Below are 26346 nucleotides of genomic sequence, written 5' to 3'. Positions count from 1 at the left end.
TTTAGCGAAGATCGAAGCGAATAGACGCCTGCGAGGCGTCTCTACACGAGCTACAGCGGCAAATCGCTATACTGTTTTATAAATTCGGATTATTCTGCACTTCCGATAACGGAATCGAGAATAAATAATATTTGCTCTGCGGCACAAACGTAGTACCATCCGGGAAACGCAGGGTTCTGTGTCCTTTTGCTTTTACCTGTTTGAAAGTACCATTACCTCTCGGTACGTTAATCACGGAGTCGGTACCGTTATAGGCAGTAAACGCTTTACGTACCACGGTTCCATTGGTACGGATGATATCCGATAAAGAGAATCCCTCTCCCCATAATTCTTTACGACGCTCTACCAGAATGGTATCAATGATATTTCCGGTGCCAGGCACATAATTATAGGCCGTACGGGCGCTGCGCAGCTCATTGAGTTTGGTGGCAGCTGCACCGGTATTCCCTGCACGGGCATAGGCTTCTGCTTCGATCAGTGCCATTTCGCCGGAGCGCATCAACACAAAATCCCCTATCAACGCAGTTTCATCACGGAAACGGAATTTCTTATATCTCAGGTAACCTTCCTGTGATGGCAGGGTATCCCAGTCAAATAGCTTCGTACGTACGTCACCGTTATCAAAGAAATTTTTAAAGAACGGATCCGCCATAAAGCTATAGTAGTAAGAGCCCGGTGAACTCACGTCCAGGAAGTGGAAGTTATAGCTCGCATTACTCTGGTTAGGCGTTTGCGGATGTCCCCAGATCCACTCGGCATTGCTCACATCGTTGAAGCCTTTCAGGTAATCTTCGGCAGACATCAGCGGGTAGCCTACGCGTGCAGCGGCTGCTTTTTGCTGTGCCAGCGTCCACTGCTGGGTTTGCAGATAAGCACGCGCCAGTAAACCTTCCACTACATTGATATCAATCTTATACTTTTTGCTGGCATCACCACGACTATAACCCTGTACCAGCGGCTCAGCAGCGAGTAAATCGGCGATAGCCTGATCGTATACCTGTTTGATGGTAGCGCGGGGATTACCTTTTGTATCAGGCGTGGTAGGCTTCAGGTAAATGGGAACGGCTTTGGCGTTTGGATCCACACTGGGGTTGAACTGATAGTAAGAAGCCAGCGTCAGGTAACACATGCCACGCAACGCATAGGCTTGTCCCTTAAGGCGCGCCTTCTGCGTTTCATCGCCGGTAACGCCGTCTACACGGGTAATAACGTTATTGGCGTTATCGATGATTTTATAAAGAATAGTCCAGTAAGCGCTCACGCGGTTCTTGGTATTGTCTACCATTTCCACGAACGTATAGGCATCACGCAAACCGTATTTGGTGGTGATGGCCACATCGCTACCCATGGCGTCGCTGGCTCGCAGGATAGAGGTATAACCAGGAACAGCAAAGGTGAAGAATGTTTCCATGGCATATGACCAGGTACCGTTGATCACCGTTTCCACATTGTCGGCAGTGGTGAACACCTGTTCTTCAGGCACCTGGTTGGTAGGATTCTGATCCAGGAAACTCTTGCTGCACGAAGCCAGCAAGCCGGTACTCAATATGGCGGTAAGAATATATCTGTTCTTTTTCATGGTTCAGTTTTTAGAAGCTAAGGTTAATACCTGCAGATACGGATTTGATCGCAGGATAACGGTAGTAGGTAACACCACCGATGGCCTGCTCAGGGTCCATACCCTTGTGATTGTAAATAGTGATAAGGTTTTCACCCTGTACATACACTGTGATACCGTTCAGGTGCGCTTTGTCCATCAGGGCTTTTGGCAGCTGATAGCTCAGGTTCACCGTTTTCAGACGTGCGTAAGAGGCATCGTAGAGGAAACGGGTGGAAGCAGATGTCCAGTTGGTATTATTGGTAGTGAGCGCAGGTACATCCGTTTTGGTGTTCTCAGGTGTCCAGCGGTTCAGCATTTCGGCTGACCAAGCGCGACCAAAGTTATTACCGGTATGCATCAGGAATGGATAATCATTATCCAGGATTTTACCACCCAGGCTATATGCCCACATGAAGGAGAACGACAGTCCTTTATAGCTGAAGGAGTTGTTGATACCACCATACAGGTCAGGCAAAGCAGAACCGGAGTAAGCCAGTGTGCCCGCAGCGTAGTTGGAGGTAGTGGATTTGTTACCGTTTGCATCGATTACATACCACAATGGCGCACCTGTTTTTTCGTCTACTCCGGCCCATTGGCGCAGGTAGAATTCATAAATGGACTGGCCTTCCATCAGCTTTTTAGTTCCGCTGATAATTTCTTTTTGTGGGAGAGATGTAACGACGTTCTTATAATGAGTCATATTCAGTTCCACAGTCCAGTTGAAGTCGGCCGTGCTAACCGGTACACCTCTCAGGGTAATGTCTACCCCTCTGTTGCGTAACGCACCAATGTTCCTGGCGATGGATGGATAACCTGTAGAAGGCGCCAGTGGCTGCTGGTACAGCAGATCTTTGGATTTGCGCTCAAAGAACTCGATGGTACCACCAAAGCGGTTATTGAACATGGACCAGTCCACCCCTACGTTCAGGTTGAGGTTTGTTTCCCATTTGAGGTTGCTGTTAGCGAGCGTATCGCGGTAGGTACCACCTTCACCCAGGTTGCTGTTTACAACGTACAAAGCTTTGTAACCATAGAAAGATCCGAGGTTATCATTCCCCTGTGCACCGTAGCTGGCACGGAGCGTCAGCAGGTCGAGCCATTTGCTGCTTTTCAGCCAGGATTCTTCCGTCATTTTCCAGGAACCACCGAGCGACCAGAAAGTACCCCAGCGGCGGTCAGGAGAGAAACGGGAAGAACCGTCGCGGCGCAGTGAGCCGGAGAAGAAATACTTTCCTTTATAGTCATATTCCGCACGGGAGAGGTAACTGGAGATGCTGGTAGCATCGGAGTAACCGGTGAAGCCCAGCAGCACGGAGGCGTCAGCAGGCTCGTCGAGACCAGGCAGGGAGAAGCCTGACCTGTTACCATCGATGAAGGTGAACTGGTATTTATAGGCTTCCTGACCGGCCAGGAGACTGATGTGATGTTTTTCCTGGAAGGTTTTATCGTAAGTGAAAATGTTGTTCCATGTCCAGCTGAAAGTGCGGTAGCTGCCACGATCCACGGTACCACCAATGGAGGCATCGAAGCCCAGTGTTGGGTTGGTATAGTCGTGGGTCATGCGCTGCGTATAGTCGGCACTGTAAGTAGTTTTAAATTTCAGCTGATCCCAGATGGTGGCTTCGCCGTATACGCGGGCGGAGATGTCATCGCGGGTAACGTTGTGTTTATCTATGTCAGCAGTTTGCACCAGGTTGGTGTTCGGGTTGCTGGCGCTGGGGCGGTAGTCGCCATAATCGAATACCTTGTTGCCGGCAGCATCCAGTTTGTAAGCGCCTGTTGCAGGGTCGCGCTGGTAGATTGGATAGAAGGATGGCATGAGGCGACCATAATTCACGTAGTTGTCGGAGCGGCTGTCTTCAGATGGAGGTGCCTGCTGATCGGAGTGAGCGCCGGCGAGGTTGAGTCCCACTTTCAGCCATTTTTTGGCGTCCAGTTCTACGTTGGAGCGTACGGTATAGCGTTTAAAACCCGAGCCGAGGTAGATACCCTGATCATCGAGGTAGCCGCCGGCGATGTAGTAGCGGGATTTTTCGCTGGTACCGCTGATGTTGAGGTCGGCCTGGGTACGGTGACCGGTGCGCTGCATGGCTTTATCCCAGTCGTCGTTCCAGAGGGTGTGTGCACCCTGTACCAGTTTACCATCGGTGCCTACCGGCTCCGGATAGGCGGTACCGTAAGGGTTGATGCCGAGGTCGCCTACTACGTTGGAGCTGGCGCTGGCGGCGGCTTGTGCGGCACTGAGGCCGTTGGTGAGGCCGGTGTTGCGCAGTGCTTCCCAGTAGAGGCGGAAGTAATCGTCCGTACCCATTGTTTTGTAGTTATCGACTGCGCGTTTGGAGTAACCCTGACTTACGCGTGCATCGATGGTGGTACCTTGTCCTCTTCCTTTTTTAGTAGTGATGATGATGACACCATTCGCTCCGCGGGAGCCGTAGAGGGCGCTGGAGGCAGCATCTTTCAATACAGAAATAGACTCGATATCGGTAGGGTTGATGGCATTGATGCTACCAGAGTAAGGTGCACCATCCACAACGTATAACGGGTCAGAGGAAGCATTGATGGAACCCACACCGCGGATGCGGATGGTAGCATCCGTACCTGGCTGGCCGCTCTGGGCGGTGCTTTGCACGCCGGCTACCTGGCCCTGCAGGCCGCGGGATACACTGGAGATTTGTCTGTTTTCCAGAGCATCTCCTTTGATGGTGGCAACAGAACCGGTGAGGGAGTTCTTTTTACCAGTACCGTAGGCAATCACCACCACTTCGTCGATATCTTTACTGGAGGAGGACAGGTCTACACGTATAGGCGTGGTAGTTATGCCTACTTCCTGCGGGGTCATCCCCACATAGCTTACCACCAGGGTGGTGGCAGCGGCATCTTTCACTTCCAGTTTAAACGAACCATCCGGGCCGGTGGCCGTACCGTTCGAGGTTCCTTTTACTACAATGGTAGCGCCGGGAAGTGGTTCTTTATCCCTGGCCGAGTATACCGTACCCGTAACGGTGCGTGATTGCGCGAATCCGGAGAGCGGACCTAACAACACGAGCATAAATAGTAATAATCGTTGTAGCATGAGATGATGATTAAGGAGGTTTAGCTGAGTAAATGGTGCAATACAAGCCCGTTCGCTGTAATGAGTGATTACAACGGCACAAGCCATGTTTCCCTTTATGGTCGCAGTTATTTGTTTGTGTGGTTATTCAGTATCAACAGGTCATTCGCGCGCAGCAACACGACGCACATACAAAACTGTGAGGTTGGTTCAATCTAAGATAAAGGCTGTTCTGGTTCCGTTTCATTCGATTCATTTTAATATCCTATAAATCCTATAGACTAATGGGACGCAAAGCTAGTGGAATATCTGATAACAACAAAAGAAATGTTAAAAAAGTTTCGAAATTACGTACCATGGCTCATCAGCGGGCAAATAGCTACATAAGCGGTAATTGCACCGAAACTTACCTGCCATGGCTCATCAGCAGCACTATAATCACCCCTGAGGTGGTAAGTGTGATATTTGCTACCGCATACGCCACTGTATAACCTAATGCCGGCACTTTGCTATTGAGTGCGTCCTGCACGGCTAGCAGCGGTGCGGACTCGTCATGGGCACCTGCGCAGGCGCCCAGGCCCACAGCCGGATGAAACTTAAAAACATATTTTGAAAGAAACAGCGCCAGCACCATCGGGGTAAGGCTCAGCACAATACCCGCCAGGAAAAGTGTAATCCCCTCCTGCCGTAAGCCGGTTAAAAAGCCTTCGCTGGAGGTGAGCCCTACAATAGCGATAAACACGTGTAGCCCCAGTTTGGTAAGCACCCACTGGGAAGAAGGAGGTATAAAACCAAAGGTAGGCCGGGCACTGCGCAGCCAGCCAAAAAATAAACCCGCTATCAGGGAGCCGCCGCTGGTACTGAGTTCGATAGGTACTTTACCAATATGGAAGCTCAGCGCCCCTACCAGTGTACCTACCACAATACCGCCTGCCAGGTATACGATATCCGTTTCTACACCGGTTTTTTCCTTGAAGCCCAGGTAAGCAATGGCGCGGTCAATATCTTCCTGGATGCCTACCAGTTCCAGCACATCCCCTTTTACGAAGGTGGTGAGTGGCGATAACGGAATTTCTATGCCTGCCCTGGTGAGCTTGCGGATACTGATGCCGCGGAACACCGGATTGGCGGATAAATGCCGGATATGATGACCCAATACCTGTTTATTGCGGATGTAAACCGTTACATCCTGTACCGGAAACGTGAGCAGTTCCACATCCGCCACTTCCTTACCCAACAGCGGATCCGCCCCGATGGCCGCTACCCGCTGCCCGCCTACTGCCACTATATCTCCCGGACGTAAAATAAAATCCGGTGAAACCGGTGTCAACTTACCTTCCCTGCGCACCCGCAGCACCCATAAAATGCGGCTGTTGCTCTTTAAAATATCTTCGAGGCCGGATACAGAAGTGCCGTCACCCACGCTTTCCTTACTGAGCAAATACGCGCGGAACGACACCTGGTCGTACGCATTGTTAATGCCTCCCTCCTCTTCCTCGTTACTGGTTTCGGCAAGTTCAGCTTCGAGTTTCTTAGTTTCTTCAATCAGTTTGGCGCGACTACCACTCATAAACCAGGGGCCTATTACCGACAGGAACCAGCTGGTACCGGCGGTACCGAAGATGTAGGTTACTGCATAAGCCACGGGAATCTGATCGAGGAAACGGTCTTTCTCTACCTGGGAAATATTTAAGTCCTTAATACTATTTGAGGCCACACCAATGATAGCGGAGCAGGTATTTGCGCCGGACATAAAACCAGCGGCGGTGCCCACTTCAAAACGCAGCAGCGTGGAAATGCCCCAGCAGAGCATCAGGCTGAACACACATACGATAAACGAAAATGCGGCGATAGGCATCCCGTCTTTTTTCAATGCCTGAAAAAACTGTGGTCCAATACCGTAACCGGTGCAAAAAAGGAAGAAGAGAAAAAAGATGGCCTTGGAACCATCAGGAATGGGAATATGATAAGTGCCTATGGCGATTCCGGCGAGTAGCACACCGGTAACAGTGCCGAGGGTAAAGCCTTTGATATGGATCTTCCCGATGCCATAGCCGATCATGAGCGTTAGCATGACTGCTATTTCGGGGTATTTCTGCAAGGTGTGAATCAGCCATTCGAACATATGTGATAGTTGAATTGTCGGAATAACTACAATTCAACTATCAAATTGGTTCTGTTTGCAGGAGATTAACCGTTACCGCTTTCAAAGCCGGCGTCTACGAGCCAGTTGCCGCTGTCGGCTGCCTGTGTGGCCAGTTCATCGCAACGGTTGTTAAACGGATTACTGGCGTGGCCTTTTACCCAGTTCATCTTCACTTTATGTTTCCGGTACAGGGGGATAAAACGCATCCAGAGATCTTTATTTTTTTTGTCTTTGAAGCCGGTTTTCACCCAGCTCCATATCCATCCTTTTTCTATACTGTCGACCACATATTTACTGTCGGTATAAATGGAGACTTCCAGTCCGTCGCGCTTCAGGGCTTCCAGTCCGGTGATCACCGCCAGCAACTCCATCCGGTTGTTGGTGGTTTTGCGGTATCCCTGCGACATTTCCTTTCTGATGTTTCCCCAGATGAGGATCACGCCGTAACCGCCGGGGCCGGGGTTACCGCGTGATGCACCATCTGTATAAATAATGAGTTCAGCCATGCGGCGAAGTTAGTGTTTTCGTTAAACCTGGAATACGCCTACGTTAAACTGCTGTTCAACCGGAGCGTTTTCGGCGGCTTTAATACCTTCGGATATGCGTGCCCGTGTGTCGGCCGGGTCGATGATCTCATCCACCCAGAGCCTGGCGGCTGCGTAATAAGGAGTTGTTTGTGCAGTATACTTTTCGGTGATATCTGCCAGTAATTTTTTTTCCACCTCCGGAGAGATTTCTTCGCCTTTGGCTTTGAGCGATGCTACCTGGATCTGTAATAATGTTTTGGCGGCCTGTTCCCCTCCCATCACAGCGATTTTTGCGGTGGGCCAGGCATAGATAAAGCGGGGATCATAGGCTTTTCCGCACATGGCATAGTTACCAGCGCCGTAGGAATTACCAATGATGATGGTGATTTTAGGCACCACGGAGTTAGATACGGCGTTCACCAGTTTGGCGCCATCTTTAATAATACCGGCATGTTCGCTTCTGCTGCCTACCATGAAGCCGGTGACATCCTGCAGGAATACGAGCGGTATTTTTTTCTGGTTGCAGTTCATGATAAAACGGGCAGCTTTATCGGCGCTGTCGTTGTAGATCACGCCGCCCATCTGCATTTCTCCTTTGCGGCTTTTCACCATTTTACGCTGGTTGGCCACGATGCCTACGGCCCATCCATCTACGCGGCCATAGCCACAGATGATGCTTTTACCGTAGTCCTCTTTGTACTGGTCAAATTCGGAACCATCTACAATGCATTTGATGAGTTCCAGCATGTCGTAGGGTTTGGTGCTTTCCGTAGGCAGGATGCTGTAGATTTTATCTGCCGGCACGGCGGGTGCCACCGGGGTAATGCGGTCGAAGCCTGCGCCTGGCGTATGTCCCAGCTTACTAACGATGCGTTTAACCTGATCGAGGCATTCCTCATCGGTTTTAAATTTGTAGTCGGCGATACCGGAGATTTCGGTATGGGTAACGGCGCCGCCTAACGTTTCCGCATCTACGTCTTCGCCGATGGCGGCTTTAACGAGGTAGGGGCCGGCGAGGAAGATGGAGCCGTTTCCTTCCACCATGAGTACTTCATCGCTCATGATGGGGAGGTAGGCGCCACCAGCTACGCAGCTACCCATTACGGCGGCAATCTGTGTAATGCCCATTGCGCTCATGCGGGCATTGTTGCGGAAAATACGGCCAAAGTGTTCCTTGTCCGGGAAGATTTCGTCCTGCATGGGCAGGAATACGCCGGCACTGTCTACCAGGTAGATCACGGGCAGGTGATTTTCCATGGCGATTTCCTGCAGGCGAAGATTTTTTTTGCCGGTGAGCGGAAACCATGCGCCGGCCTTTACCGTCATGTCGTTGGCTACGATCATGCACTGGCGGCCGCTGACATAGCCGATGCCACCTACAGTGCCTGCAGCGGGGCAGCCCCCGTATTCCGGGTACATGTCGTACGCAGCGAAGGAGCCGATTTCGGTAAAGGTGCTGTTGTCGTCGATCAGGTAATCAATACGTTCGCGCGCGGTAAGCTTACCGCGCTGCCGTACTTTTTCGAGGCTTTTTTTACCTCCTCCCTGTTCGATCACCCCCAGGCGTTGCTTCATAGTACTGACAGCCAGACGGATGGCATCTTCATTTTTGTTGCTTTCCAGTTCCTGTTGATTCATAACCATGGTATTTTTTGTAAATTACGAATAACAAGAATCAATTCCTTAATCTTTCGGGTATGTCATTTACAAAACACGTTGCCGATTCCCTGGAAAGACTGTACAACGGTGAACCATGGATAGGAGTCACTTTTAAGGAGCATCTGATCCGCGTAGATGCTGATACGGCTGTAAAACGATTCCGCGATTCCAATTGTATCTGGCAGATCGTAAATCACATTATCTGGTGGCACCAGCGGGTGGACCGGTTTCTGCACAATGAAGCGCCGGAGCAGGATGGGGACCTGCCGGATTTTTATTTACCGGAAAATCACGGGCCCGACAACTGGCATGGTGCGCTGGGCCGGCTGGAGCATTCTTTCGGGACTACGGCGGCTACTATCCGTAAATTTCCTGAGGCGGAATTATTCGATACCTTGCCGGGCACGGATAACCAGGCCATCTACTACATGCAGGGCCTGATTGATCATGATGCCTATCACCTGGGGCAAATCGTTTTACTCCATAAATACAGCTAACGGGCAGGGCTATCCGAAAATTCAGACCAGGTCCATATCGTATCGCTGCTCATAGAGCTGCTGTCCCCACAGCTGCATCAGCTTCTCTCCTGTTTTTCTGAAACCACTTTGTTTAAAGAGGGCGCCGGCGTGTTCCTGTATGCTGGTAGTCATCAGGTAAACGGTTTGGTATTGTTTGTCTTTGCAGAAGGCAAGGGCATCCGCCAGAAGCCGTTTCCCGATGCCGAAGCCCCGGTAATCAGGGTGCACTATAAACCAGCGCAGCTGGGCCAGCTGCCGGGTAGCGCCCACAATGGCGATGGAGCCAACAATTTCACCGTTGGCTACGGCCAGGACTATACGATCTTTTGCGGGGGAGTAACCGGGCAGGAACTCCGCAAAGGTTTTACATACATGTGCTTCAAACTCTCCGTTGTAGCCGGCTTCGCGGGCGTATAGTCCACCATGGAGGTGTATGAGGTAGCCAACGTCACCTGGCTGCAGCTGGTGCCGGTAGGTGACTTCCGGGGTACCGTTGCCATCGCCTTTTAACAGCTGGCGGATGGCCAGCATGGCAGCAGCCAGTTGCTCCTGCTGCCTTACGTTGAGCGGCTGGAGTAATTGCAGCACGTTATCACGGGAGGCCATCTGAAGGTCAATCAGGGTATTTTTGCCTTGTTCGGTGAGATGTAAAGCAAAGCTGCGGGCATCTGTACGTGACGGAGCGCGGCTTGCCAGGCCTTGTTTCTCCAGCGACCGGATGATACGCGTGAGATAGCCGGGGTCTGTATTGGTGGCCGTTGCCAGCTGTCCTGCATTCGGGTGCTGGTTTACAGAGATTTCCGAGAGAATCCTGATTTCGGCACCGGAAAGTGAATGGGTACTGCGGTGTGCATTCAGCGTTGCCGCAACAGCTTCATAGAACGTGTGGAATTCGGATACGGTATCGGCTATGTTATTTAAATCAGGCATAGCGAGTTGTTTATCAATAAAAATCGCCATATAATTTGACACCGGCAAATTTTTTATTTGACCAGGTCAATAATCAATAGTGCGAAAAATACCGTTGTTTGCATATATTTGAATGCTAACTAAATTGGATACATGTCGCCAGCCTTATTATTTTCGTTTGTTGTTGCTTATTTCGTCATTCTGCTGATTGTAGCCTGGTATACCGGGCGGAATTCAAACAACGAATCCTTTTTCATCGGAAACCGCAACAGCAACTGGATGCTGGTTGCATTTGGAATGATTGGCACCTCCTTGAGCGGGGTTACGTTTGTAAGTGTACCGGGGGCCGTGGGCCGCGATGCCTTTACCTATTTCCAGATTACACTGGGCTACCTGATCGGCTACCTCACGATCGCCTACGTGCTGATACCGCTGTTTTACCGGTTGCAGCTCACCTCTATTTATAATTACCTGAACACCAGGTTTGGGAAGGCTTCCTATAAAACAGGGGCATCTTTCTTTATATTGTCAAGGACGCTGGGCGCTACTGCGCGGCTCTTCCTCGTGGTACGCATTCTGCAGGAAACGATCCTGCAAAATTTCGGCGTACCGTTTATTGTCACTACGCTGATCATCCTGGTGATGATTCTCGTATATACGTATGAGGGAGGAGTTAAAACCATTGTGTATACTGATACGCTGCAAACTACCTGTATGCTGGCCGGACTGATCATCTGCGTGGGTTATATTCTCCATACCATGGACCTGAGTTTTGGAGAGAGTATTAAGGCCATGGGAGAACGGGGGCTCACCAGGATCTTTGAAACGGACCCTAACAGCAAGCTCTTTTTTGTGAAGCAGATTATTGCAGGAGCGTTTATCACCATTACCATGACCGGTCTGGATCAGGAAATGATGCAGAAAAATATTTCGGTGACCACCATGAAGGATTCGCAGAAGAATGTGGTGTCGCTCGGCTTCATTATGCTGGTAGTGATTGGCTTATTCCTGTTCCTCGGTGGCTTGCTGCACCTGTACGGTGCACAGGTGGGCGTTACCGCATCGGGCGACAAATTATTCCCTGAGCTGGCGCTGCATCACATGCCGCCGGTGATTTCCGTGATCTTCATTATTGCCCTGATATCCGCGTTATTTCCGAGTGCAGATGGTGCTATGACGGCATTGACGTCTTCCTTCTGTATTGATATCCTGGGGATACAACGCCGCCCTGACTGGGATGCGGCTAAACAGAAAAAGGTAAGGCAGCGGGTACACCTGACCATGGCATTTGTATTCCTGCTGTTTGTGCTGGTATTTGAATGGATCGATAACCAGAGCATGATCGGCGTGATCCTGAAGATTGCCGCGTATACCTACGGTCCTTTGCTGGGGCTGTTTACCTTCGGTATTTTCAGCAAGCGCATTGTAAACGATAAGCTGGTGCCGGTCGTATGTGTGATTGCACCGCTGTTGTGCCTGGTGGTGGACAACAACCAGGAACTACTGTTTGGTAAATTCCAGATTGGGCTGGAACTGCTCGTAATAAATGGCTTCTTTACTTTTATTGGTCTGCTGCTGATCAGCCGCAGAGCGGATTCCAAGGCTTAGACCTGGGAATCCGCTGCCTCCGTGGCACTTAGTTTATGTATATCCAGGATGGTATAATCCCCGTTTTTGCTCATCCGGTACATCGGTATGAATTTCCGGTTATATTCGATCTCATCAAACGTATAAGAGGTACGCTGCTGCACGGTGTTGGAATATACATCATTGAATCCCCTCACCAGCACATATAATTCCACATCCGCATTTTTCAAATCCGTTGCGGTGAGGCCCAGTAAAGGACTTTCCTCGTTTATAGGGTGTACAACGGTCCAGTTCATGGAAAGGTTGTCTACCCGCTTTCTTTCCAGTGGAAGGTCATAATATCTGTACAGTTGTTCTCCGTTTTCTTCTACGAGTATTGACAGGCTGACCTGTATCACCACATCGGTGAGCACGTGATCATCCTTATGTGACACCAGTCGGAACATGAGGCCGGTGATGCCTTTGTAAGGCGCAATGACAGCCGTATCGCTGAAGAGCAGGTGTGCACGGGGGCGGGAAAAGCGGCCGTAGAGCAAACCTGTAACGATAGCAAAAGAGAGGAAGCCGGTCATAGCTTCTATGGAGGCCACAAAGTTGGCTCCGTCCCCTACCGGGTTAACCCTGCCGTAACCTACGGTGGTAAAGGTTTCTGTGCTGAAGAAGTAGAGTTCTTTAAATCGCTGCCAGGCAGTGTTACCGATCACACCCTGAAGTTGTTCCGGACCTATGATCCAGTATAGGCCGGTGTAGAACAGGTTTACCCCAAAGTAAAACAACAGCAGGAAGGTAACGAAATGCCACACGGGAACATTGAGCAGAGCGTGATAAATGCTGAAGCGATGCCAGAAATGATTGCCTTCGCGGCGGAGGTTGAAGCTCCCGTCGCGGTTGATGTACCGGCCGCCATAACCGGATGCGTTGGCACCCAGGCCGGTGTCTTCATTGGTTTTCGAAAATGGATTAATTCTTTTCAGTAGGGCCATAGACCAGTTGATTATGGCATAAAGCTAGAAAGAATTTACATCCAAAAAGCAGGAGTACCAGGTGAAAGCCGCTGGTGAGCCTGAAAATATTTATCTTTGCCATTCATTTTTATAGCAGCGTAATGACTTTTCGTGATTTAAACCTGAATTCATCTTTGCTCAATGCCCTGGACGACCTGGGCATCCAGCAACCTACCACCATACAGCAGCGTGCGTTTTCCGTGATCATGTCCGGCCAGGATGTGTGTGGCATTGCACAAACCGGAACCGGTAAAACATTTGCCTACCTGTTACCTACGCTGCGCCTTTTCAAATTTTCCAAAGAAAAACATCCGCAGATGCTGATCCTGGTGCCTACCAGGGAGCTGGTGGTGCAGGTAGTGGAGTCCATCAAAAAGCTGACTACCTACATGAGTGTGGAAGTGCTGGGCCTTTATGGTGGGGTGAACATGAACCCGCAGATGGCAGCGGCGAAGGAAAAAACAGATATTATCGTGGCCACACCCGGCCGCCTATACGATGTAATCCTCAGCGGCGCCGTGAAGATGAAAGGCATCAAGCGGCTGGTGATTGATGAGATGGATGAAATGCTGAACCTGGGATTCCGCACGCAGATACAGAATATTATGGATCTGTTACCGGAGAGACGTCAGAACCTGCTGTTTTCCGCTACCATCACAGAGGATGTGGAGAAGCTGATCGAAACGCACTTTGAAAATCCTGCCCGTATTGAGGCGGCTCCTGCCGGTACTCCTTTGGAGAATATAGACCAGCGGGTGTACCGCATTCCTAACTTCAATACCAAGTTGAATCTGCTGAAGCAGCTGATCACCCAGGATGTAACCATGACCAAAACGCTGATCTTCACGGGCACCAAGGCGCTGGCCGATGAGCTGTACACTTCGCTCAACGAGCAGTTTCCCGAAAAAATTGGTGTGATTCACAGTAATAAGGAGCAGAACCATCGTTTTAATACCGTCAATCAGTTCCAGGCCGGCAATTACCGGTTCCTGATTGCCACGGATATCATCGCCAGGGGGCTGGATATTGCCGAGGTGACGCATGTCATCAACTTTGACACCCCGGATGTACCGGAGAATTATATTCACCGAATTGGTCGTACCGGCCGTGCTGATAAAAAGGGTATCGCCATATTGCTGACGAAGGATTCAGAAGTGGAGCAGCTGGCAGCGATTGAAGGCCTGATGAACTACCAGATCCCGGAAGTGGCTTTGCCGGCGGACCTGGAGATATCCGATGTATTGACGGAGGAGGAGAAGCCAAAGGTGCAGATGCGTAATATATTGGTAAAAATGCCTAAGCTGGAAGACTTCGGACCTGCGTTTCATGAGAAGCTGGCGAAGAATCAGAAGGTGAACAAGAAGGTTAGTCATACAGATAAGATGATGCTGAAGTACGGCAAGCCTAAAAAGAGAGGCGCCAAGCCTAAACGTAAGCGTTAAGCATATTTCGTCAGTCTGTGACGCAAATGGCCTTACCCGACCGGGTAAGGCCATTTTTGTTAACGATTTATTAATTTCTAGTACTAAAATGCTAGTTCGGATATTATGCTAAAGTTGTAACACGTAATGTTTACAATCTGGTATCTTATTCTTTCATCTCGGAAACCCTTACATTATGCTTATGCGTCGTGTATTAAGCGCCTGCCTGATGACCACAGCATGTTATGCTGCACAGGCGCAAACGAATCACCCGGACAGCAAACAGGACATCCTGGAAGCAAAATTTTCAATTCACACAGTCAATTGTGAGAAGGACCCCAACGGCACCATGAGCGTCAGGGTAGGATTTCATAACTACAATGATGACAAGGACTACATTCTGGCTAAAAACGACAATGTAGAGAAGTGGGCCAATGTTTGGGACAAGAAGATACCGCTTACGATGAGTACGGAGAAGTACAAACTGGAAGACATTCAGGATACGTTTATCCGGGTGTATGTAAATCCGCCGACCCGCAACAAGCTGGACCTGGAATGTACCCTGGCCATCCGCTTCACCGACGGGGAGAAAACGAAAGTTTTCAACAAAACATTTACCAATGTTACGATCATGTCGGATACAGCGGTTCGTTTTGTGGAAGTAACGGATTTATCCCTGAAAAAGAAGAAGCAGGAAAAAGCGCAGTAAAATTTGTAGTAGGCTGAGATAAAACCAAAGACCATCGGGTCGCACCCTCAATAGGCGGCCCGATTTTTCAATTTCTCTCACCGAAAATCTATATTTACAGGTACGTAAAATCGTTCTTGTAAATGGAAACCTATATTGCACTTTTAAGAGGCATCAATGTAAGCGGGCAAAAGATTATTAAGATGGAGTTGCTCCGTGGGATTTTTGAGGCGATGGGATTTGACGCCGTACGCACTTATATTCAGAGCGGCAATGTCATCTTCCGAACTAAAAAAACTAGAGAGCAGGCTTTATTAAAAAAGATTGAAAGCACGCTGGAAGCCGAGCTGGGTTACCGGGTAGATGTGCTGCTCCGTACCCCCGCCGCGCTGCAGGCAATTGTGCAATCGCACCCCTATGGCAGCATAGCTGCTGAAGAAGATCGTAAGTTATATGTTGTATTCGTGCACAGCGTGCCGGATCAGCGTTTACAACAGGCCTTTTTAACCCTGGAAACCCCTGGAGAAAGCTTTGTATTTGCCGGCAGGGAGATTTACATCTCCATAAAAAAAGACCACCCGAAACCCGTATTCACTAACATGCTGCTGGAAAAGAAGTTAAAGTCCGTAGCTACTACCCGCAACTGGGCTACTGTAAATAAACTGCTCCTTCTCTCAACCGAAGTATAATTTTTTTGTTAACGATTGGTAAATTTCTGGTACCAACCCTCCCCTCGCCGTGTTTAGTGATATTGAAAAAGTAGTTGCTAATACAACTACCTGTAAAGGTGTCGAAAAAATGAACAATTACAACGGTGGAAAACCATTAAAATATCAATCAATGGCAATCGAAAGAAAGATCCTGCTGCACTCAAAGGGCAAAGATTATCCTGTGGAAACTTCTCTTATCCATGACGATCTAAAAAACTATATCTGGCGCCATGCGCGCGTATACGTTGACCGGGACGAGCACGGCTGGGTAATGGAGCAGAAACTGGATATTTTCGGGATTTGCATCAGCAAGGACATGCATTGCCTGCCAGCCGGAAGTATTTTAAAATTAGAAAGTTACCTCCCGATACTGGCCGTCAACCAATCCACCCATTACCTGGTGGAAACAGCGGAAGGCCATACTGTAGCGGTGGGCGATTCCAGCTCCAGCTCTGTAGGCCTTTACAGGGTCACCAAAGGCGTTAATACAGCTATTGTGGAGGGTGGCGTTGCCGAAATATTTTATATCACTATCTGGCCTAAATATATCGACCGGCTGTGTAAGATGTTCCCGGAAATGAGGCGCTTCAAGCGCTGGATGGACTTCAACACTACCAGCAGGGTACACGACCGCAACATCAGCATGAACCACATCCGGGAAACGGCCAAGCGGCGCATGCTGGATTGCCAGGATCTGCGCCCGTTCGGCATTAAATATATTCACCGCAACGCCATTAACTTCATGTGCAATTTCATGAATGAGCTGGTGGAAGGCAGCGGCGAAGAGATATCGCAACTGGAAAGAGACTATGCACAGGAAATTGCGGAAGCAATCAATTCGAACCTCGGCGTATTTGATATAGAAAGCTATCTGGCAGCACGCTTCAACAAAAACTTCCAGGACCTCAACGACCACTTCCAGGCAGTTATGCACTGCACCATTCATCATTATCTGAAAATGGAGCGGATGGACTGGGCTTATATGCAATTACTCACCACTATTGAGGAGGAAGAAACCATTGCCAGCATGTGCGGGTACCTTCCCTGTATCAACCCGGACGGCTCTGTGAGCACAGCAGACACTAGTTTTGAGCGTTTCAAAAAAGATTTCAGGGAATATTACCGCCTCTCGGTAATGGATGTACGCACTGAACATAATTAATAATTCACGTTACCTTTCGTTGGCGGTCAGTTTCAGGAGCTCTTCCATGAAGCGGACCGCCGACTTTTTTGGATGGGTATTCTTTTGGGTAATGATATAGGACCTTCGCTCCCACTCCTTTCCTTTTACCGGTATAGCCACTATATTCTTCCAGCCCGCTACCGCACGCTCATTTAACAGGGTGGCCCAATGGCCTTTTTCTACCAGCGACAATAATGAATGCACGTCGTTCATTTCAATGCCTACACTTAACCCGATATTATGCTTATAGAGAATTTCATCTAAAAAATCGCGGGAACTGTACCCACGGGTAGCCAGGATCATATCTACTCCTTTCAGTGCTTCTATGGGCAGGCTTTTAGCCGAGGCGAGCCGGTGGTTTTTACTAACGGCCATCACTATACGGGATTTAAGCAGGGGTACCATGTTGAGCGCATCATCCTGGCCGGAAGTATGGAAAGTTAAAACGATGTCCAGGTCGGCTGCCAGCAGCTTTGGCATCAGTTCATCCGGTGATGCATACACGATACGCAATCTTATGCCCGGGTATTTTTTAGGGAAGCTGGTGAGCAGCGGCAGCAGCAGAGAAGTAAACGCATAGGTGACGCCGATGCGGAGTTCACCTGTGAGCAGGCCTTGCAGGTCTTCTATTGCCTGCCGCGTTTTATCCACTTCTGCCAATACAAACCGGGCATGTTCCAGCATCACCTGTCCGCTTTCCGTGAGCCGTACTTTGCGGCCTATTCTGTCGAACAGGTGTGTATTCAACTCCGCTTCCAGTTGCATGATTTGCTGGGACAGCGTGGACTGGGTGATAAATAACTCCTCTGCGGCAGCCGTAAAATTACCCTTTTCAGCCGCATGTACGAAGTATTTCAACTGGCGTAGCTCCATCGATTAATCGGTTTTACTAATGGAAATGATTAAAACAATCTATTTAACTTATTAAGGTAAATATAGGAATTTTGTGCACGAATTGAATGGCAGCAGTCGCCTACTGCTAAGTGATAATCTGGAAAAACCTTTATATGGATGTATTTCGCTCTTTAAGATCCCGCAACTTCCGGTTGTTCTTTTCGGGGCAATCGGTGTCAATGATAGGCACGTGGATGCAGAAAACAGCCGTTTGCTGGCTGGTATACCGCCTGACCGGCTCCGCGCTGCTGCTGGGTGTTGTAAGTTTTGCAGGCCTGATCCCTTCTCTTATTTTAGCCCCTTATGCCGGAAGTTATATTGATCGTCACAATCGTTACAAAGTGCTGGTGCGCACGCAGGTGATCTCCATGTTACAGGCCCTCGCTTTGGCCCTGCTGGTATATTTCAAATATTATAATATCACGGGAATCATTCTGCTCACGCTGCTGCTGGGCATCATCAATGCTTTTGATGTTACCTGTCGCCAAAGCCTGATGGTAGACATGGTGACCCAACGGGAGGACCTCCCCAATGCTATTGCGCTCAACTCCACCATGATGAACTTTGCGCGCATCGCCGGGCCTGCCCTGGCAGGGATCATCCTCAGCAACTGGGGAGAGAACGTATGTTTTGCGCTGAACTTTTTCAGCTACATTCCCATTATGATCTCCCTGTTTATGATGAAACTGGATGTGCCGGTGCTGAGCAAATCAGAGGTAAGTATATGGACAGAACTGCGTGCCGGATTCCATTACATCTCCCATGACAAAGACCTCAGCAGCCTCTTACTCATGCTAACCGCCAGCAGCCTGCTGGTAATGCCTTTTAATACCCTGATGCCCATGTTTGCCAAAGATATTTTCAATGGAGATGCCAAAACATTCAGCTGGTTTGAAAGCGCTGCAGGCGTGGGTTCTATAATATCCGCCATATACATGGCGCGACTCAAACCCGGTAAAGACATGATTAAGATACTCATCACTGCCAGCTGTATTTTTTCCCTGAGCTTACTACTGCTTTCTTACGCCGGCTGGCTGCCTATGGCGCTGGTGTTTATGACCTGCTCCGGTATTGGCATGATGGCGCAGACATCAGCCATCAATACCTATATACAAACCCATGCTCAGCCGCAGATGCGTGCAAGGGCTATCAGCTACTACATCATGGCCTACCAGGGCATGATACCAGTAGGTAGTTTACTCGCGGGTGCACTGGCTAATATGGCAGGACCTAAGTTCACCGTGCTGCTGCAAGGCATTGCCGGCGCGGTGGCGGTGGCAGTATTCGTATCCTACCGGCGTAAACATTCCCGGGAATGGGATAACAGCGATACCGGCGGTGTACAACCAGCCTGAGCTAAGTTTTTGCCGGCCGCAAAAGAATGCTTAAATTCCTGTGGTAATTAAAAGCCGCAGGTTATGAGTTTTCAGCAAAAAACAGTTTTTATTACCGGCGCCAGCAGAGGCATTGGTAAAGCCATTGCACTAAAGCTGGCCGCCGATGGGGCCAATATCGTTATCGCCGCTAAAAGCGTGGAAGAAGATCCAAGATTGGGCGGCACCATCCACAGCGCGGCCGCAGAAGTAGAAGCCGCCGGTGGCAAGGCGCTCGCCGTGCAGGTGGATATTCGCGATGAAGGCCAGATTGCCGCAGCCGTCGCAAAGGCAGTGGAACACTTTGGCGGGATTGATATCCTCATCAACAACGCTTCCGCCATTCAGCTGACCAACACTGAACAAACCAATGCCAAAAAGTTTGACCTTATGCACGACATCAATGTGCGAGGCACCTTCCTGATGGCGCAACATTGCATACCACATCTGAAAAAAGGAAACAATCCACATATTCTGACACTCTCCCCTCCCATCAACCTGGCGCCGCAATGGCTGGGCCCACACGTTGCCTATACCATCAGCAAATACAACATGAGCATGCTGGCACTGGGATGGGCAGCGGAACTGGAACAATACCGTATTGCCTCCAACGCATTATGGCCGGCCACTACCATCGCTACCGCTGCGGTGAAAAACCTGCTGGGCGGCGAGGCACTCGTGAATATGAGCCGTACGCCTGATATTGTGGCAGATGCGGTGCATTATATCCTGTCGCAACCCTCATCAAGCTATACCGGTTTTACACTGATTGATGAAGAAGTGCTGCAATCCGCCGGGGTGCAGGATTTTGATAAGTATGCCGTGAACCCGGGCGGGAAGTTGCGGAAGGATTTGTTTTTGGAGTAGGGTTATCCTGTTTCATAACGAAGTAGAGACGCCTCGCAGGCGTCTATCAAAACACAATCTTCGCAAAAATCTATATAACGCCAAGGGGCCTACGAAGTTTATTATGTTAGAGATTGTTGTGAAGATTTACCCGGATAGACGCCTGCGAGGCGTCTCTACTTCGTTGATTATCAATGTATCAAAAAGGAATACTGCCTAGTAACGTAACTTCCCTTCCACCACCGTTACCGCCTGACCTGCAATTTCCACCCTGTCGCCTTTCAGCGCTACGCGCAGTTCTCCTCCTCTTGGCGAAACCTGTAATGCATTGAAACTGGTTTTACCCAACTTTTTAGCATAGAAAGGTACCAGTGCACTATGGGCTGATCCGGTCACGGAATCTTCCGGTACACCGCTCACCGGCGAAAAAAACCTGGATACGAAGTCGTATGGCTTGCCTGCATCCGCTTTTGCGGTGATAATAATTTTATAGTTATTAATGAGATGGAAATCGGGCTGGTAATTCTTCACGGCTGCTTCATCCGGCAACTCCACCAGGTAACGCCCACCATCTGTACGATGTAGTGCGGTGAGTTCCGGGAAAATCCTTGTAAACACTGTAGTATCCGTATCAGGTATGACATTAAACGCCGGAAAATCGAGTGTAATCCAGCCATCAGCACTGTTGGAGGCAGTGAGTATACCCGCTACCGTATGAAAGCGTATAGGCGTCTCCGTTGGCACAGCCCCGGTTTCCCAAAGGATGTGCGCGCTCGCCAGCGTAGCGTGGCCACAGAGCTGTGATTCAGTACCAGCCGGAGAAAACCAGCGCAATTGATAATCCTTATCCTGCTTCAGCAGGAAAGCTGCCATGGGTAACTGTAATTCTTTACCGATGTTGGAGAGTATGTCATCAGCCGGCATCTCATCCAGGAGGCAAACGCCTGCAGGATTGCCTTTGAATGGGGTGGCAGTAAAGGCATCTGCCTGGAAATATCTGAACTGCATATATGGGTATGGTTTAACTGCTGCAAAGGTGAGGTAAAATGCAACAGTAAAACAGATGCAGTTTTTATAATTTGCAGGATATCAGATTATCCCGGGATCAAAAAGGGCTTGCAGCCCTTTTTGATCCCGGGGAGCCGCGCCGGCGCGGCGCAGTATTGGGGGCTCCTCCGTTTCAGTACCGGTACATGGAAGGTTTCTTACTTACCTCCCTGGCTGCCCAGCCAAAGCAGGCTTTTCAAAATTAAGTCCGATTCATTGCGGTTATCGAAGGTAAATGACAACTCCTTTTTGTTATGGTTTTCATAATCGATGTCGTTATGCCCCATATTCATATATACCATTTTATATTTCTTGTTTGTCCACACTACCGGATAATAGCCGCTATGCCATATTTCACTGGGTTTAGGACCGGTTCCAAGCGGGAAGCTGGCACTATCGATCGATAATAATACTGTGATGTCCGGATTTTTACGGAGGTCGTTACTCCAGCGGTACCATTCATTGGGGGCAGATGTAAATACCGCCGGCAGGCCATTGGTAACGGGATGCTCCGGGTGTTCCGCACGGAGGTAGGCAATGGAAGGCCGCCAGGTATTACTTACAAACTGGCCTGACCCGAGGAAGGTGTTGTGATACCAATCCCAGTTAGCCGGTATGGCAGATGGTGTGAGCGCAAACGCGGCAAAGTGGAAACCCATCCACGCGCCTCCCTTTTCCATATACTGCTGGAAAGCCGCGCGCTGCGCCGGTTTTTCCGGGCGGGTATCGAGGAATAATACTACCTGATAGTTTTTGAGGGTATCCTTATTGAGCAGGTCCCAGTTATTGGTAGTGCGGAAAGTAAAGTTGTTTTTGGCTGCCTGGTCAGCAAACCATTTGTTAGCTTCGGCTACAAAACTGATATGTGCCTGGTCGCTGATACCTGTATAAAATGCGATGACGTGGAAGCGTTGCTGTGCCTGAACAAGAGAAGATAGCAACAGCATACATGCGAGAATCAATTTTTTCATAGACCCTAAAGATAGCTGCAATTTGCATGGTTCCTAAGGATTTACGTGGCTGACGTAGTGATGAAGTAGTACAAAAACCAGGGAGAATGCCACCGGCCCTCCATTTACAGAAGTAGAATTATCCAACTGCGGCAAGCATGGCAATGGAACCTCGTCAATTTCCGGTCGATGGAAATTCCCTGGTTAGAACTTTGGTCTTGTTTAGCTACAAACTAATAGCGTCATGGGCAAATGCTTTACATTATTGCCATGACGCTATCAGCGCGATGAATGCCAAACCTTTCTCATGCCAGCGGGCTTCAGTTTAATGCCCACCCTTGCGTTTAGGGTTATGGCTTTTCTCTGTTATACCGTGTTTCATCTGGTCAACAGGTTTTTCTTCGTGCATATCCTTTGCAGGATTATTTTTGCCTGCCATCCTTTTGGTTTCCCTTTCGGATGACCTTTCCCGATGTTGATCCTGATGTTTACCGGTATTGTTACCTCGATGCATCATGACACTAAAATTTTTAGTGATTAAAAGTCTTCGTCATCTAATTTATTCACCTGATAAAAAAGCAAATTCCTGCCCACCTGCCGGCAAAACATTGTTAAATTACTGTAATATCGCAAGGCGGGCCACCCTGCGCTAACCTGCCGGCTGTAGCTGCTTTTAGCGGAAATGGCTGTAGCTGCCAGCCCCTGTTTTCAGTGTAGTTCTTCCGCTACAAGCTGAGTGCCCCTATCCACATTTGGTGATCCGGCTTCCTTAATCGCTATATGCCCGGATACCGGAAGGATGCAGAAAAGCGCCCTGGGCGCTGCCATACGGCTCAAAAAGGCATTATTATTGGCACTGCTCTTTAAAACAATATCCTATGGGCAAAATACCCGACATGAAGCAGGGCATCATCCCTGAGCAGACGGAAGGAGGCCAGTCCAACACCAGCAGCAGCATCCGTGCCTCTTCGGACCAGGAAGCAAGGGCTATGTACAATGTAGCCAGGGAGCGACTCCTGGATGTCAACAACTGGCATAACATCAGCGGCGACCTCACCGCTACCTTTGAACTCATCAGCCCCAACGGCGAGAAAGTATACCGCCACGCCAAGGAAGGGGATCATATCCGGATCAATATTCCCGGACCGGGAACCAGCACCGGCGCAGGTTACGATTGGGTACGCGTGGAAAAAATTGAAGAACAAACGGACCATAACGGGGTACTGAGTTACCTCGGGATGCGGGTAAGGCCATTTAAACCACCAAAAGATATAGACCCGGACGTTGCACATTTTTTTCAACGGGATGCCACCTCGTCTTTTATACTCACCCAATATGGTGCTGTGCTGGAGGCCAGCGTACTGGGAAGAAATGAAAAACCGAATACCGATACATCCTCCTTCTGGGACCGGGTCCGCAATTTTTTTGTGGGCTTAGGCGCCATGGCAGGCTTGTCGAAAGCCCAGTGGAAAGCGTTGGTAAAAGGGATCATCCGCGTTCCGGGACATTCACAAATGGTGTAGATAATAATTACCTTTACAGCAATTATTACTACCTCTTATGGAATTCCTTCACCAGTTGCCGTGCCCGCAGTTGCAGCCATATGTGTCCAACTACCTGCTTATCAGAAGTGGTGAAGGACGGGTGAACACCGTGCTGCCAGGGCCGGGTATTACCCTGTCGTTCCGCATTACCGGCAATATTCAGCATACCCGTCACGACCAGGTGCAAACCCTGGGTAATTATGGCATTTCCGGCATCCGCAAGGAAGCCCAGCACATGAACTACCACCCGGATACCACCTGGTTTCTCATTACCTTCAAACCCGGGCGCGCTGCCGCATTTATTCAGGCACCGTTGCATGAAGTAAACAGTCAGGTAGTATCACTGGATAACTTTTTCCCGGATGCCATGCTAAGGGATTTATCCGACCGGCTGCAGGCGGCGCCTACCCCAGCCGCGATGGTGGCCATTACTGACCAGTGGCTGCTTCGCTTACAGCCGTCCGCCTTGGACCCGCTGGTGCAGGCTGCCATTGAAAAAATACAGCAACGCCGCGGACAACTCCGCATGACGGAGTTAGCATCTGCCTTATATACCAGTAAAGACCCGCTGGAAAAGCGCTTCCGCGCTATCGTGGGGGCTACCCCAAAGCAATATGCCACGATAGTGAAACTAAATCATATCATTCACCAGCAGCCCACCCAATCCCTTACCAGCCTGGCTTACGATGCCGGCTACTTTGACCAGTCTCATTTCATCAAGGACTTCCGCCGGTTTACCGGCACCACTCCCCACGATTTTTTCTCCCGTAAGCAGGAATGGTAAAAAATGCTTTTTTACAATTTCAGGCCCGCGCATGCCGGTAATTTTACCCTATAAAATAATTGAACCATGAACGAATATGTGTTTATTACCCGTGTAAACCCTGCCCCACTCACGCAGGAGGATATTGCTACCGTACGCAAAGGCTGGGACGAGCTGGTTGAAAAATGGAAGGCCGCTAATCATTACCAGTCCGGTACCCCGGTTGTAAAGCCCGGATTTGTAGTGACAGCTAATCAGGCCGGCGCCGGCACCATCGAAGAAGATGGTCAGCGGGTGGTCAGCTTTATGTACATCAACGCCAAGGACGATGAGCAGGCAATGGAACTGGCTGCCATGGTACCTGTGCTGCCTTTTGGCGGATCTGTGGAAATCCGCCACCGCTAAACAACAGAACAGAGAACTTTTGTATCTTAGTCGCAAACTCTTTATCGCTATGCTGCAAAAGATGATCTTTCTGCTCGTAACTGTGTGCCTCGCCACCGGCGTATACGCGCAGCCTCCCAAAGGTCCGGCCAAACCCAACAGTACCTATGGCGCCGGCACTACTGCTGCCGGCGCAGTGGATGCCTCCCGGATCCCTGCTATGCTGAAAAACGATACCGGTAAACTAGCGTTGAAAATCAAAGCGAAAGTGCTGGATGTTTGCCCTAAAAAAGGCTGCTGGATGAAACTCCAGGTAAACGACAGCACCACTGCTTTTGTGAAAATGAAAGACTACGCCTTTTTTGTACCGCTGGATATAAAAGGTAAAACCATAGTGCTGGACGGATTGGCGTACCAGACCATAACTTCGGTGTCGGAACTGCGCCACTATGCGCAGGATGCGAAGAAACCGCAGGCAGAAATTGATGCCATCACCACACCACAGCAGGAATACCGCTATACAGCCAGCGGCATCCTGGTACTGGAATAATTTTTAGCGCCTGACCATTTGCCGAAGGCTAACGGTCAGGCGCTAATTTTAAAAGATGCCGTTGGCATCTCCTACAATAACACGACAGAACAAATGCCCTCCCGGCATTGTTGAATATTAAAAACCGGACATGAAAAGTATAGGCACCGCGCGGATAGTTTTGATAACCCTTTTCACCCTCACCACCACTACCAATTTTTCCCAGGACAGAAGGGATTATATACGCATCATGACTGACACCATGAAGGCCCGACTCCTGCTTAACCATGAGCAGTATGGTAAAGTATATGACATCAATAAAACATTTTCCGAAAAGATGGCTGCACTGCGGAAAGACAACGTGATGCCCCGCATGGAGAAAGGAAAACAGATGAAACAACTGGGCGCCACACGCGACAGCTCACTGAAAAAAGTATTGAGCACAGATCAGTTTGACCGCTATGAAGCACATAAATCAGAACGCCGCCAGCAGGCAAAAGAACGCTATGAGCGCAAGCAGGAAGAAAATTTATGACGCCAACGTAAAAGGGTAAACGAACCTGGCATACAATTCGCATATACCACGATCTCCTGAAACAAAAAGAAAAATTCATCAGGAATTTTTACATTGCAACATGCACATATTATCTCTGCCATGAAATATCAACCAGGGCTACACCTGTTGACCACCCTGTATACCAACAATATTGAACTACTGCAGCAAAGTGACAACTGGAAAACTTTTATCACCCATCAGATTCAATACCATCAGCTTACAGAGGTAGGTAACGCCGTACATGACTTTCCCAACGGAGGTTTCACCGCGGTTCATTGTCTTACAGAATCACATATCTCCATTCATACCTGGCCGGAATACGGCCTGTGTACCTGTGATGTGTTCCTTTCCAACTTCCGGAAAAACAATGATGCCATCACTACCGCCATCATGAGCGCCATTCATGATTTTTTCCAGACCACCAAACATGAATCTCAACAGATAAGAAGATAA

25 protein-coding genes are annotated in these 26346 nt (G+C 49.4%); 14 read left to right on the top strand and 11 right to left on the bottom strand.

The genetic code is table 11. The features are described from left to right. Positions 1-76: 76 nt before the first annotated feature. The 5 genes from BUB18_RS28350 to BUB18_RS28330 all read right to left on the bottom strand — a co-directional run bounded on the left by BUB18_RS28350 (position 77) and on the right by BUB18_RS28330 (position 8966). Positions 77-1579 carry a RagB/SusD family nutrient uptake outer membrane protein gene (locus tag BUB18_RS28350; RefSeq protein ID WP_073087676.1) on the bottom strand — a complete coding sequence of 501 codons (1503 nt, stop codon included), beginning with the start codon at positions 1577-1579 and terminating at the stop codon, positions 77-79. Positions 1580-1589: 10 nt separating this feature from the next. After that, on the bottom strand, positions 1590-4676 hold the full coding sequence (locus tag BUB18_RS28345; RefSeq protein WP_073087674.1) for a SusC/RagA family TonB-linked outer membrane protein: 3087 nt from the start codon (positions 4674-4676) through the stop codon (positions 1590-1592). Between the two features lie 385 nt (positions 4677-5061). Beyond that, entirely contained in the window at positions 5062-6780 is a 1719-nt protein-coding gene (aspT, locus tag BUB18_RS28340) for an aspartate-alanine antiporter (RefSeq protein WP_073087672.1), read from the bottom strand. A gap of 65 nt (positions 6781-6845) precedes the next feature. Beyond that, a complete protein-coding gene (rnhA, locus tag BUB18_RS28335) occupies positions 6846-7307 on the bottom strand; it encodes a ribonuclease HI (RefSeq protein ID WP_073087670.1) in 462 nt (153 codons plus the stop codon). A gap of 21 nt (positions 7308-7328) precedes the next feature. Next, on the bottom strand, positions 7329-8966 hold the full coding sequence (locus BUB18_RS28330) for an acyl-CoA carboxylase subunit beta (protein WP_073087668.1): 1638 nt from the start codon (positions 8964-8966) through the stop codon (positions 7329-7331). Positions 8967-9025: 59 nt separating this feature from the next. Between BUB18_RS28330 and BUB18_RS28325 the strand changes: the two genes are divergently transcribed. After that, complete coding sequence (locus tag BUB18_RS28325) at positions 9026-9484, top strand: DinB family protein (RefSeq protein ID WP_073087666.1); 459 nt, start codon at positions 9026-9028, stop codon at positions 9482-9484. A gap of 21 nt (positions 9485-9505) precedes the next feature. Here the strand turns inward: BUB18_RS28325 and BUB18_RS28320 are convergent, their stop codons facing one another. Then, entirely contained in the window at positions 9506-10435 is a 930-nt protein-coding gene (locus tag BUB18_RS28320; protein WP_073087728.1) for a bifunctional helix-turn-helix transcriptional regulator/GNAT family N-acetyltransferase, read from the bottom strand. A gap of 132 nt (positions 10436-10567) precedes the next feature. Here BUB18_RS28320 and BUB18_RS28315 point away from each other — a divergent pair, with 132 nt between their 5' ends. Further along, complete coding sequence (locus tag BUB18_RS28315; protein WP_073087665.1) at positions 10568-12022, top strand: sodium:solute symporter; 1455 nt, start codon at positions 10568-10570, stop codon at positions 12020-12022. Here the strand turns inward: BUB18_RS28315 and BUB18_RS28310 are convergent. Next, the gene (locus tag BUB18_RS28310) at positions 12019-12984 is read right to left on the bottom strand and encodes an ion channel (protein WP_073087663.1); all 966 of its coding nucleotides are present in this window, start codon (positions 12982-12984) and stop codon (positions 12019-12021) included. The genes BUB18_RS28315 and BUB18_RS28310 overlap by 4 nt on opposite strands. Positions 12985-13106: 122 nt before the next feature. Between BUB18_RS28310 and BUB18_RS28305 the strand changes: the two genes are divergently transcribed. From BUB18_RS28305 to BUB18_RS28290, 4 genes are all read left to right on the top strand, one after another. Next, positions 13107-14447 carry a DEAD/DEAH box helicase gene (locus BUB18_RS28305; protein ID WP_073087726.1) on the top strand — a complete coding sequence of 447 codons (1341 nt, stop codon included), beginning with the start codon at positions 13107-13109 and terminating at the stop codon, positions 14445-14447. Between the two features lie 181 nt (positions 14448-14628). Further along, positions 14629-15135, top strand: coding sequence for a hypothetical protein (locus BUB18_RS28300; protein WP_143160130.1), 507 nt, complete (start codon positions 14629-14631; stop codon positions 15133-15135). A 122-nt stretch (positions 15136-15257) separates the two neighbouring features. Next, entirely contained in the window at positions 15258-15803 is a 546-nt protein-coding gene (locus BUB18_RS28295; RefSeq protein ID WP_073087659.1) for a DUF1697 domain-containing protein, read from the top strand. 151 nt (positions 15804-15954) lie between these two features. Then, entirely contained in the window at positions 15955-16986 is a 1032-nt protein-coding gene (locus BUB18_RS28290; RefSeq protein ID WP_073087657.1) for a helix-turn-helix transcriptional regulator, read from the top strand. A 9-nt stretch (positions 16987-16995) separates the two neighbouring features. On the opposite strand, the gene BUB18_RS28285 is transcribed toward BUB18_RS28290, so the two are convergent. After that, positions 16996-17880 carry a LysR family transcriptional regulator gene (locus BUB18_RS28285; protein ID WP_073087655.1) on the bottom strand — a complete coding sequence of 295 codons (885 nt, stop codon included), beginning with the start codon at positions 17878-17880 and terminating at the stop codon, positions 16996-16998. Between the two features lie 134 nt (positions 17881-18014). Between BUB18_RS28285 and BUB18_RS28280 the strand changes: the two genes are divergently transcribed. Together BUB18_RS28280 and BUB18_RS28275 are read left to right on the top strand one after the other, a co-directional pair. Further along, the gene (locus tag BUB18_RS28280) at positions 18015-19256 is read left to right on the top strand and encodes an MFS transporter (protein ID WP_073087653.1); all 1242 of its coding nucleotides are present in this window, start codon (positions 18015-18017) and stop codon (positions 19254-19256) included. Between the two features lie 63 nt (positions 19257-19319). Continuing rightward, positions 19320-20141 (top strand): SDR family oxidoreductase, encoded by an 822-nt coding sequence (locus tag BUB18_RS28275; protein WP_073087651.1) that lies wholly within the window; start codon positions 19320-19322, stop codon positions 20139-20141. Positions 20142-20336: 195 nt separating this feature from the next. Here BUB18_RS28275 and BUB18_RS28270 read toward each other — a convergent pair whose 3' ends face one another. From BUB18_RS28270 to BUB18_RS28260, 3 genes are all read right to left on the bottom strand, one after another. After that, complete coding sequence (locus BUB18_RS28270) at positions 20337-21128, bottom strand: PhzF family phenazine biosynthesis protein (RefSeq protein WP_073087649.1); 792 nt, start codon at positions 21126-21128, stop codon at positions 20337-20339. A 197-nt stretch (positions 21129-21325) separates the two neighbouring features. Further along, positions 21326-22138, bottom strand: a complete 813-nt coding sequence (locus BUB18_RS28265) for a ThuA domain-containing protein (RefSeq protein ID WP_073087647.1) — start codon at positions 22136-22138, stop codon at positions 21326-21328. Positions 22139-22442: 304 nt separating this feature from the next. After that, positions 22443-22634 carry a hypothetical protein gene (locus BUB18_RS28260; protein WP_073087646.1) on the bottom strand — a complete coding sequence of 64 codons (192 nt, stop codon included), beginning with the start codon at positions 22632-22634 and terminating at the stop codon, positions 22443-22445. Positions 22635-22995: 361 nt separating this feature from the next. On the opposite strand from BUB18_RS28260, the gene BUB18_RS28255 reads away from it, so the two are divergent. The 6 genes from BUB18_RS28255 to BUB18_RS28230 all read left to right on the top strand — a co-directional run bounded on the left by BUB18_RS28255 (position 22996) and on the right by BUB18_RS28230 (position 26346). Continuing rightward, positions 22996-23640, top strand: a complete 645-nt coding sequence (locus BUB18_RS28255) for a hypothetical protein (protein WP_073087644.1) — start codon at positions 22996-22998, stop codon at positions 23638-23640. 37 nt (positions 23641-23677) lie between these two features. Further along, positions 23678-24445 (top strand): helix-turn-helix domain-containing protein, encoded by a 768-nt coding sequence (locus BUB18_RS28250; protein ID WP_073087642.1) that lies wholly within the window; start codon positions 23678-23680, stop codon positions 24443-24445. A 66-nt stretch (positions 24446-24511) separates the two neighbouring features. Continuing rightward, positions 24512-24829, top strand: a complete 318-nt coding sequence (locus tag BUB18_RS28245) for a YciI family protein (protein WP_073087640.1) — start codon at positions 24512-24514, stop codon at positions 24827-24829. 49 nt (positions 24830-24878) lie between these two features. After that, positions 24879-25358: a DUF4920 domain-containing protein gene (locus tag BUB18_RS28240; protein WP_245805753.1), complete on the top strand. Its 480-nt coding sequence runs from the start codon at positions 24879-24881 to the stop codon at positions 25356-25358. Positions 25359-25488: 130 nt separating this feature from the next. Then, positions 25489-25872, top strand: a complete 384-nt coding sequence (locus BUB18_RS28235; protein WP_073087638.1) for a hypothetical protein — start codon at positions 25489-25491, stop codon at positions 25870-25872. Positions 25873-25992: 120 nt separating this feature from the next. After that, positions 25993-26346 carry an S-adenosylmethionine decarboxylase family protein gene (locus tag BUB18_RS28230; RefSeq protein WP_073087722.1) on the top strand — a complete coding sequence of 118 codons (354 nt, stop codon included), beginning with the start codon at positions 25993-25995 and terminating at the stop codon, positions 26344-26346.

Source organism: Chitinophaga jiangningensis, assembly GCF_900142605.1.
Classification (GTDB): Bacteria; Bacteroidota; Bacteroidia; order Chitinophagales; family Chitinophagaceae; genus Chitinophaga; species Chitinophaga jiangningensis.
Note: the sequence above shows the minus strand (reverse complement) of the source record. Positions and strands in the feature narration are given on the sequence as shown.